At 68.6% G+C, this 11,091-nt stretch carries 1 protein-coding gene; it reads left to right on the forward strand.

All coding sequences use genetic code 11. From position 1 onward, the window contains the following. The first annotated feature begins 34 nt into the window (after positions 1-34). On the forward strand, positions 35-11,080 hold the full coding sequence (locus FHX80_RS26770; RefSeq protein WP_167523645.1) for a non-ribosomal peptide synthetase: 11,046 nt from the start codon (positions 35-37) through the stop codon (positions 11,078-11,080). The last annotated feature ends 11 nt before the right edge of the window (positions 11,081-11,091 follow it).

The raw sequence follows: 11,091 nt of genomic DNA on the forward strand, positions 1-11,091 counted from the left end.
CAGCCAACTCATGCAGTCCTCGGGGAGATTCGACATGACCACGTCCGCGTCCACGTCCATGGATCCGGCCACGACCGCGTCCGTGGACGCGCGTCGGCCACTCACTGCCGCGCAGCAGGGAGTCTGGTACGCGCAGCAGCTGAACCCGGACAACGCGTTCCTGGTCAGCGAGTACCTGGAGATCCACGGCCCGATCGATGTGGGTCTCTTCGACCGGGCGCTCACCCTCACCCTCGACGAACTGGAGACCGTACGGGTCAAGTTCGTCGAGGACGAGGAGGGTCTGTGGCAGTGCTTCGACCCCATCGTGATCCGGCTGGAGTACATCGACCTCGGCGGCCGCCCCGACGGCCGCGAGGAAGCGCTGCGGATCATGAAGGGCAGGCTCACCGAACCCCTCGACATGACGGTCGGGCCGCACTTCATCGACGTCTTGTTCAAGATCTCCGAGGACTGCTTCTTCTACTACCAGCGCAACCACCACATCATCGGCGACGGCATGGGCGGCCGGCTCTACTCCCAGCGGCTCGCCGAGGTCTACACCGCGCTCGCCGACGGTACCGACTTCAGCCCGCGCACCTTCGCCACCCTGGATGAGTTCATCGCCCAGGACACCGAGTACCGGGCGTCCGAGAAGTTCACCAAGGACCAGGAGTTCTGGCGCTCCCGGATGGCCCGCAGACCCGAGGCGGTGTCGCTGACCGCCCGCACCGCGCCCGCCACCGCGGCCTTCCGACGCAGCTCAGCCCCCCTGCCGCCGCAGCTCATGGAGGACCTCAAGCGGGTCTCCCGGGACAGCAGAGCGCCCTGGCCGATCGGCCTGCTGGCCGCAGTCGGCGGCTATCTGCACACCGTCACCGGCGCGCGTACCCTGCCGCTCGGCTTCCCCCTCCAGGCCCGCACCACCCCGGTACTGCGTACCACCCCCGGCCTCACCGCGAACATCCTGCCCCTCGTCCTGGACATCACCCCGGCGACGACCTTCGCCGAACTCGTGCGCCAGTGCGCGGTGGAGGCGCGCTCCGTCGTACGCCACCAGCGCTACCGGCAGGAGGACATCGCCCGCGACCTCCAGGCGGCAGGCGGCGGCAGCCGCACCGCCGGAGTGGTCGTCAACGTGATGCCGTTCGACTACGACCTCACCTACGCGGGCCATCCGGTCACCGCGCACAACCTCTCCAACGGCGTCGTCGACGACATCGAGATCAGCGCCTACGACCGCAACGACGGCCGGGAGGTACTGCTCAACTTCGACGGCAACGGCGACCTCTACACGGATGCCGAGATCGCCACCCACCACGAGCGGCTGGTGCGCTTCGTGACCGGGGTCCTCGCCCACCCGGACACCCCGATCGGCCGCATCGACGTCCTGGACGACGCCGAACGCGCCCTGCTCGACGACTGGAACAACACCGCTGCCGCCACCGACGGCGGGCTGCGGCACATCGTCCGCCGCGTCCAGGAGCACGCCGAGGCCCGCCCGGACGCCGTCGCCGTCATCGACACCGACCGCACCCCCGTCTCGTACACCGCGCTCGCCGCCCGCACCGCCGCCCTCACCCGCGACCTGCGTGCGGCGGGCACCGGCAGGGGTGACGTGGTCGGGCTGCTGGCCGTGCCGGGCGCCGGGTTCATCGCGTCCGTCCTCGCGGTGATGGCCGCCGGAGCCGCGTACGTCCCCCTGGACCCGGCGGCACCCGCGGCGCGGAACGCCTCGCTGCTGGAGAGGTGCGGGGCCAAGGTGCTCGTCGCCCCCTGGGAACTCAACGCTCTCGCAGCAGAACTGACCGCCGTCTCCACCGCCGACGCCGTACGGGTCGTGGTGCCGAGCGGAGCCGGCTGCGCGTGGGAGCCGCCCGTCGGAGGCGGCGACGACCTCGCCTACATCATCTTCACCTCGGGCTCGACCGGTGCCCCCAAGGGCGCCATGGTCCACCACCGGGGCATGAACAACCACCTCCTCGCCAAGGTCGACGACTGTGCCCTCACCGCCGTCGACACCGTCGTCCAGAACGCCCCGCTCACCTTCGACATCTCCGTCTGGCAGATGCTCGCCCCGCTCGTCGCCGGCGGCACCGTGCGCGTCGTCGACCGGGACACCGCGTCCGACCCGTGGAAGCTCTTCGCCCTCACCGCGGGCGAGCGCGTCCCCGTACTGGAAGTCGTCCCTTCGCTGCTGCGTGCCGCCCTCGACAGCTGGTCGTCCGCGCACACCGCACCGCCCGCGCTCCCCGACCTGCGGCTGCTGATGGTCACCGGCGAGGCCCTGCCGCGTGACGTGTGCGCACGCTGGCTCCAGGCATACCCGGCGATCCCGCTGATCAACGCGTTCGGCCCCACCGAATGCTCCGACGACGTCACGCACGCCGTACTCGACGCCGCCGCCCTCGACGGCATCGACGAGGGGGCGCCCGTCCCGATCGGCCGCCCTGTCCGCAACACCCGGCTGTACGTCCTCGACGACCGGCTCCGCCCCGTCCCGGCGGGCACCCCCGGTGAGCTGTACGCGGCGGGCTCCGGTGTGGGGCGTGGCTACCTCGCCGACCCGGCGCGCACGGCGTCCGTGTTCGTCGCCGACCCGTTCTCGGACGAGTCCGGCGCCCGCATGTACCGCACCGGCGACTACGTCCGCCACGACACCGAGGGCCGCCTGGTCTTCCTGGAACGCCGCGACCACCAGGTCAAGATCCGCGGCTACCGCATCGAACTCGGCGAGATCGAGTCGGTGCTTGCCGCCCACCCCCGGGTCGGACAGGCCGTCGTCATGGTCCGAGAGGACACCCCCGGGCGGCCGCAACTCGTCGGGTACGTCACTGGTGAGGAGGCGCGAACAGACGGCGTGGAGCCGGGGGCACCGGTCCGGGAGCCGGGCGTGGAGGCCTGGGAGCTCAAGGAACACCTCGCGGGCCGGCTGCCCGCGTACATGGTGCCGACCGCGATCGTCGCGGTGGACGTCTTCCCGCTCACCCCCAACGGCAAGCTCGACCGCAAGGCGCTCCCGGCCCCCGAGTCCACGGCAGGGGAGGGGCGCGCACCGCGCACCGCGCGGGAGGAAACCCTGTGCGCCCTCTTCGCCGACGTACTGGGCATCCCCAAGGTCGCCCTCGACGACAACTTCTTCGAACTCGGCGGGCACTCCCTGCTCGCCACCCGCCTCGCAGGCCGCGCCCGCGCCGCACTCGGCGCGGAGGTCTCGGTCCGCGACATCTTCGACGCCCCCACGGTGGCGGCACTCGGAGCACGCCTCGGGGACAGCTCCTCCCCGGCCGGGGCTCCGGCGGTGACTCCGGTGCTGGGTGTGCGGGAGCGGCCGGCGGAGTTGCCGCTGTCGTTCGCGCAGCAGCGGCTGTGGTTCCTGGACCGGCTGGACGCGGTGGGCGGTACGTACAACATTCCGCTGGCGATCCGCCTCGAAGGGGCTTTGGATGTCGTGGCGTTGAGGTCGGCGCTGGATGCGGTGGTGGCCCGGCACGAGTCACTGCGCACCGTCTTCCCGGTCACGGAGGGCGAGCCCCGGCAAGTCATCCTGCCGCACGCGACGACACCCCTGCCGGTGCGCGAGACCGCGCCGGACGAACTGAGCGGCCTGCTGGCCGCTTCGGCCGGACGCCCCTTCGACCTGTCGACCGAACTGCCCCTGCGAGCAGAGCTGTTCACAGTGTCGGACGAATCCCATGTGCTGCTGGTGGTCCTGCACCACATCGCGGGCGACGGCTGGTCACTGGCCCCGTTGATGCGGGACCTGGAGGCGGCGTATGTGGGTCGCGAGCTCGCGCCGTTGCCGGTGCAGTACGCGGATTATGCGTTGTGGCAGCGGGAGGTGCTGGGTTCGGAGGGGGACCCGGGGAGTGTCGCGTTCCGGCAGCTTGCTTACTGGAAGGAGCGGTTGGCTGGTCTGCCGGAGGTTCTTGAGCTTCCGGTGGACCGGGTGCGGCCCGCGGTGGCTTCGTATCGGGGTGGGCGGGTTGGCTGGGGTCTGGGTGCGGAGGCGCATGGTGCGTTGGTGGAGTTGGCGCGGTTGTCGGGGGCGAGCGTGTTCATGGTGCTCCAGGCGGCGGTTGCTGCGCTGTTCTCGCGGCTCGGTGCGGGTACCGACATTGTGCTGGGTACGGCGGTGGCCGGCCGGTCGGACGAGGCGCTGGACGACTTGGTCGGTTTCTTCGTCAATACGTTGGTGTTGCGGACGGATGTGTCGGGGGACCCGACGTTCCGGGAGCTGGTCGGTCGTGTGAGGGAGTCGGACCTTTCTGCCTTCGCGCATCAGGATGTGCCGTTCGAGCGGTTGGTGGAGGTGCTCAACCCGGAGCGTTCGCTCGCGCGGCACCCGTTGTTCCAGGTGATGCTGATCCTTCAGAACACGCCGGAGCCCGACCTCGCACTGCCCGGCCTCACCCCCTCTCTGGAGGGCATCGCAGGTGGCGTCGCGAAGTTCGACCTGACGCTGGATCTCCGCGAGACCTTCGACGAGGACGGCTTCCCGGCCGGCATCGAGGGCGAAGTGGAATACGCCCACGACCTCTTCGATCTGCCGACCGTGCAATCCCTGTGCCTACGGCTGGGCCGCATACTCAACCAGATCTGCGAGCGCCCCGAATTGCGGGTGGGGGATTTGGAGTTGGTGGGTGCGGTGGAGCGTGGGTTGGTGGTGGGGGAGTGGGGTCGGGGTGAGGTGGTTGGTTCGGGTGTGTCTTTGGTGGAGGGTTTTGCGCGGTGGGTGGTGGAGGCGCCGGGTGCGGTGGCTGTGGTGTGTGGGGGGGAGTCGTTGACGTATGGGGAGTTGGATGCTCGGGTGGAGCGGTTGGCGCGGGTGTTGGTGGGTCGGGGTGTGGGTCCTGATCGGTTGGTTGCGGTGGCGTTGGAGCGGTCGGTTGATTTGGTGGTGGCGTTGTGGGCGGTGGTGAGGGCGGGTGCGGCGTTTGTGCCGGTGGATCCTGCGTTGCCGTCGGAGCGGGTGGCGTTCATTTTGGAGGATGCGGGTCCGGAGTGCGTGATTACTTCGGCGGAGGTCGCGGAGCGGCTCCCGGTGCGTGAGGGGCTGTTGATCCTTGATGGCCTTGATGGGGATTGTGTTGAGGGGGATGTGCTGGGGGTGGAGTTCGCTTCGGTGTCGGCGGATTGTTTGGCGTATGTCCTTTATACGTCGGGTTCGACGGGGCGTCCGAAGGGTGTGGGGGTGACTCGGGGTGGTCTGGAGAATGTGCTGGCGGATATGGGCGCGCGGTTTGCTGTGACTTCGGATGACCGGTTCGTTGCGGTGACGACGTTTGGTTTCGATATCTCGAATGTGGAGATTTTCGTGCCGTTGCTGGCGGGTGCCCGGTTGGTTTTGGTTGAGCGTGATGTGGTGTTGGATCCGGTGCGGTTGGGGGCTTTGGTTGTTGAGTCGGGTGCGACGTTCATGCAGGCGACTCCTACGTTTTGGGAGACGTTGGTGGGTGAGGTGCCGGGTGCGTTGGGTGGGTTGCGTATTTTGATGGGTGGGGAGGCGGTTTCTGGTTCGTTGGTGGCGCGGTTGGGTGCGGTTGTGGGTGAGGTGACGAATGGGTATGGGCCGACGGAGACGGCTGTGTATTCGGTGGTGGGGCGTGTTGATGGGGTTTCTGTTCCTGGTATTGGGCGTCCGGTTGCGGGTACTGAGGTGTTTGTGCTGGATGAGCGGTTGAGGGTGGTGCCGGTTGGTGTTCCGGGTGAGTTGTATGTGGCGGGTGCTGGTGTGGCGCGTGGGTATGTGGGTCGGGTGGGGTTGACTGCTGAGCGTTTTGTGGCGAGTCCGTTTGGTGGTTCGGGGTGTCGGATGTATCGGACGGGGGATGTGGTGCGGTGGTGTGGGGATGGCACGTTGGAGTTTGTCGGGCGTGCTGATGATCAGGTGAAGATTCGTGGTTTTCGTATTGAGCCGGGTGAGGTTGAGGCGGTGTTGTCTTCCCGGCCGGGTGTTTCGAAGGCTGCTGTGGTGGTTCGTGAGGACCGTCCGGGGGAGAAGCGGTTGGTTGCGTATGTGGTCGGGGATCTGGATGGTCTTCGTGATCATGCGGTGTCGGCTCTTCCCGCGTATATGGTTCCGGCGGCGTTTGTGGTTCTGGATGAGCTTCCGTTGACGGCGAGTGGGAAGCTGGATCGTCGTGCGCTTCCTGCTCCTGATTTTGTTGATGTGGGGCGGAGTCGTGCTCCGCGGAATGTGCGGGAGGAGGTTTTGTGTGGGATCTTCGCGGATTTGCTGGGGTTGGAGGTGGTGGGTATTGATGATGGTTTCTTTGATCTGGGTGGGCATTCGCTTCTTGCGACTCGTCTGGTGAGTCGTGTTCGTTCGGTGATGGATGTGGAGTTGGCGATTCGGTCGGTGTTCGAGTTTCCGACGGTGGCGGGGCTGGCCCGGTTGGTTGCCGGCGCGGGGGCTGCCCGCTCGCGGGTGCGGGCGGTGGAGCGGCCGGAGGTGTTGCCGTTGTCGTTCGCGCAGCAGCGGCTGTGGTTCCTGGACCGGCTCGACCACGACGGCGGGATGTACAACATTCCGCTCGCCATCCGCCTCGAAGGAGCCCTGGACATAACGGCGTTGAAATCGGCCCTCAACACGGTGGTGGCCCGGCACGAGTCGCTACGCACCGTCTTCCCGGTCACGGAGGGCAAGCCCCGGCAGGTCATCCTGCCGCACGCGACGGTTCCCCTTTCGGTGCGCGAGACCACGCCGGACGAACTGAGCGGCCTGCTGGCCGCGTCGGCGGGACGTTCCTTCGACCTGTCGACCGAACTACCGCTGCGAGCAGCACTGTTCACAGTGTCGGACGAATCCCAGGTGCTGCTGATCGTTCTGCATCACATCGCGGGTGACGGTTGGTCGATGGCTCCGTTGATGCGGGACCTGGAGGCGGCGTATGTGGGTCGCGAGCTCGCGCCGCTGCCCGTCCAGTACGCCGACTACGCACTCTGGCAGCGCGACACCCTCGGCTCAGAGAGCGACCCGGAGAGCATCAGCGCCAAACAGCTGAGCTACTGGAAGGAGCAGTTGGCGGGTCTTCCCGAGGTGCTGGAGCTGCCTGCCGATCGTCCTCGTCCCGCTGTCGCCTCCCACCGTGGCGGCAGGATCGACTGGCAGCTCGACGCCGGCACGCACGCCGCGCTCGGTGAGCTGGCGCGGGAGTCGGGGGCGAGCCTGTTCATGGTGCTTCAGGCCGGTCTTGCCGCGCTGTTCGCCCGTCTGGGAGCCGGAACGGACATTCCCCTCGGTACGGCGGTCGCGGGCCGTACCGACGATGCGCTCGACGAGCTGGTCGGGTTCTTCGTCAACACCCTGGTGCTGCGCACCGATGTTTCGGGGGATCCCACGTTCCGTGCGCTGGTCGAGCGGGTCAGGGAGTCGGACCTGGCTGCCTTCGCGCATCAGGACGTGCCCTTCGACCGGCTCGTGGAGGTCCTGAACCCTGAGCGTTCGCTCGCCAGACACCCGCTCTTCCAGGTCATGCTCGCCCTCCAGAACACCCCCGAGCCCGACCTCGACCTGCCAGGCATCACGCCGTCACTGATGCCCGCCGGTACAGCCCCGGTCAAGTTCGACCTGCTCATCGACCTGCGGGAAGCCTTCGACGAGGACGGCATGCCGGCCGGGATCACAGGCGAGATCGAGTACGCCCAGGACCTCTTCGACCCGGAGACCGTACGGACACTGTGCGCCCGCCTCGGCCGCGTACTCGCCGAAGTCGCCGCGAACCCGGCCCGCCGCGTCGGCGAACTGACCCTTCTCACCCCGGGCGAGCGCACCCTTCTGCTCGACACCTGGGGCGGCACCGGAGAGCCGGCGCCGCAGCTCTCACTCGTGGAGCTCTTCGAGCAGCAGGTGATGGAGACCCCCGACGCGGTCGCCGTCGCCGCCGACGAGGAAGAGCTTACGTATGCCGAGCTGGATGCGCGGTCTCATCAGTGGGCGCGTTTTCTTCGTGGTCGGGGGGTGGTTTCGGGGACGGCGGTGGCGTTGCTGCTTGACCGGTCGGTGGATTTGCTGGTTGCGGAGCTGGCTGTGGTGAAGGCGGGCGGTCATTATGTGCCGTTGCATGATGCGTATCCGGTGGAGCGGCTGAATTGGATTGTCCGGGATGCGGGTGCCGCGTTGGTGCTGACGGACCGGGCGGAGTTGCCGGTGGGGCTGGCGGAGGCGGCCCGTTGTGTGGTCGTCGGTGAAGTTGCCGAGGAGGTCGCGGCGATGCCGGCCGCGGCTCTGCTCGACGGTGACTTCCCGGCGGGGCAGGTCGCGTATGTGATGTACACCTCGGGTACGACGGGTCTGCCCAAGGGTGTGGTTGTCAGTCATGGCAATGTGGCCGGTCTTGCTCTGGATCCGTGTTTCGACGGGGCGGCGCATGCCCGGGTGCTGATGCACTCCTCGCACGCTTTTGACGCCTCCACCTACGAGATGTGGGCGCCGCTGCTGCGCGGGGGGTGTGTCGTCGTGGCTCCGGGCGGCCGGCTCGGCCCCGACGAACTGCGCACCGCCGTCACCCGGCACGGCGTCACCGCGACCTTCATGACGGCGGCCCTGTTCAACGTCCTGGTACGGGAGGCCTCCGAGTCCCTCGCCGGAATGCGCGAGATCTGGTTCGGCGGCGAGAAGGCGGACGTCGAAGCTGTGGACCTCGCCCTCGCCCGCTGCCCCGGCCTGCGCCTCGTCAACGGATACGGGCCGACGGAGACCACCACGTTCGCGACTGCCTGGCGGGTCCCTGCCGACAAGGTGCCCGGTGCGTGTGTTCCGATCGGTGGTCCGCTTGCCGGGATGCGTGCCTACGTGCTCGATGAGGGGTTGCGTCTGGTCCCGCAGGGAGTCTCCGGCGAGCTGTACCTCGCGGGGACTGGTCTTGCCCATGGTTATCTGGGCCGCCCGGGACTGTCCGCCGGGCGTTTCCCCGCTGATCCGTTCGGTGTGCCGGGCGCTCGTATGTACCGGACGGGCGACTTGGTGCGCTGGACCGGTGACGGTGTCCTCGACTACGTGGGCCGGGCCGACGACCAGGTGAAGATCCGGGGCTTCCGTATCGAGCCCGCCGAGATCGAGGCGGTACTCGCCGGGCACCCCGGTGTGGCGCAGATCGCTGTCGTGGTCCGCGAGGACCGCCCGGGAGACAAGCAGCTCGTCGGCTATGTGGTGGGTGCTCCCGACCAGCTGCGCGAGTACGCCACGTCGCGGTTGCCCTCGTACATGGTGCCTTCCGCGTTCGTCACCCTCGATGCGCTGCCGCTGACGGTCAACGGCAAGCTCGACAGGAAGGCCCTGCCGGCGCCGCAGGCAGCCACCACCGCGCTGACTGGCGTCGTCAGCCTGCCGGGGACAGCGGCCGAGGAACTGCTGTGTGAGGTGTTCGCCGGGGTTCTGGGTCTGGAGTCGGTGGGTGTCGAGGACGGGTTCTTCGATCTCGGTGGGGACTCCATTGCCTCGATTCAGCTGGTCAGTCGGGCCCGCAGGGTGGGGCTTGTCCTGACGGCCCGGGATGTTTTCGAGCGTCGTACGGTTCGGGAGCTGGCGGCGGTTGCCAGGGTCGCGGGCCATGAGGTCGCCACGGGCCGTGAGGGCGTCGGGGCAGTTCCGGTGACGCCGATCATGGAGTGGTTCAGGGCGGGTGGCGGCCCGGTCCGGGAGTTCAATCAGTCGTATGTGGTGCCGGTTCCGGCCGGCCTGACTCTTGGTGATCTTCGTGCGGCGTTCTCGGTGGTGGTGGATCACCATGACGTGTTGCGGATGCGGCTGGCCAGGGGTGATGGTGACCGGTGGTCGCTGGAGGTGCCCGCGGCGGGCGCGGTGGAGGCTGCGGGGTGGGTGCGGCGTGTGGAGGTGGCGCACCTGGATGAGGAGGCTGCTGCAGCGGTGCTCGTGCGGGAGGCCGGTGCGGCCCGTGCCGGGCTCGACCCGGAGCGGGGTGTGATGGCACAGCTCGTCTGGCTCGACGCGGGCGATGCCCGGGACGGACAACTCCTCCTCGTCATTCATCACTTGGTGGTCGACGGGGTGTCCTGGCGGTTGTTGCTGCCGGATCTGGCCGCCGCCCACCGTGCGGTCGTCGCCGGGCAGCCGGTCGCGCTGGAGCCGGTCGGCACCTCCTTCCGGGGCTGGGCCAGCGCCCTCGCCGAAGCCGCCGCACAGGAACGATGGACCGATCAACTCGCCTACTGGGAAGAGGTGCTGGCGGCAGGCGCCGGATCCTTCGGGGCCCGCCCGCTGGACCCGGCGCGGGACACCGTCGCCACCGCCGAATCCTTCTCGCTCACCCTCCCGGTGGGCGAGACGGAGAAGCTCCTCACCGCGGTGCCGGCCGCCTTCCGGGCCGGGGTGAACGATGTTCTCCTGACGGGTCTCGCGCTGGCGATGCGGCAGTGGGCCCCGGCCTACGCGGCGGGTGGTGTGCTGCTGGACGTGGAGGGCCACGGGCGGTACGAGGACGTGCTCGGAGCGGGTCATGACCTGTCGCGTACGGTCGGCTGGTTCACCAGCATGTACCCGGTCCGCGTCGATCCCGGTGCGCTTGGCTGGGCCGAGGTCACGGCGGCGGGCCCGGAGGTCGGCGGGGCGCTCAAGCAGGTGAAGGAACAGCTGCGGTCGGTCCCCGACCAGGGGCTCGGCTTCGGACTCCTGCGTCACCTCAACCCGGACACCGCGCAGGTCCTCGCGGGTGCGGCGTCGCCGCTCGTCGGGTTCAACTACCTCGGCCGGTTCGCCACCGACACCGGCGACGGCACCGCCGAGCACTGGACCTCCGTCAGTGACAGTGACATCGGCGGCGGTGTCGGCGAGGACGAACTGCCCTTCGCGCACGCCCTGGAGATCAACGCCGCCACCCAGGACACGACGGCCGGGCCACGCTTGCGGGTCACCCTCTCCTGGCCCACCGCCCTCTTCACCCCCCACGAGATCAAGATCCTCGCCGACCTGTGGCACCAGGCCCTCCAGTGCCTCGCCGCGCACGCCGAGAACCCCGACGCCGGCGGCCTCACCCCCTCGGACCTCACCCTCGTCCCGCTCACCCAGCACCACATCGACCTCCTCGAAGAAGAGGAAGCCGAGTACGACGACGCGTACGAAGACGACGACGACTCGTGAACCACCGACAA

The organism is Streptomyces brevispora (assembly GCF_007829885.1).
Lineage (GTDB): Bacteria > Actinomycetota > Actinomycetes > Streptomycetales > Streptomycetaceae > Streptomyces > Streptomyces brevispora.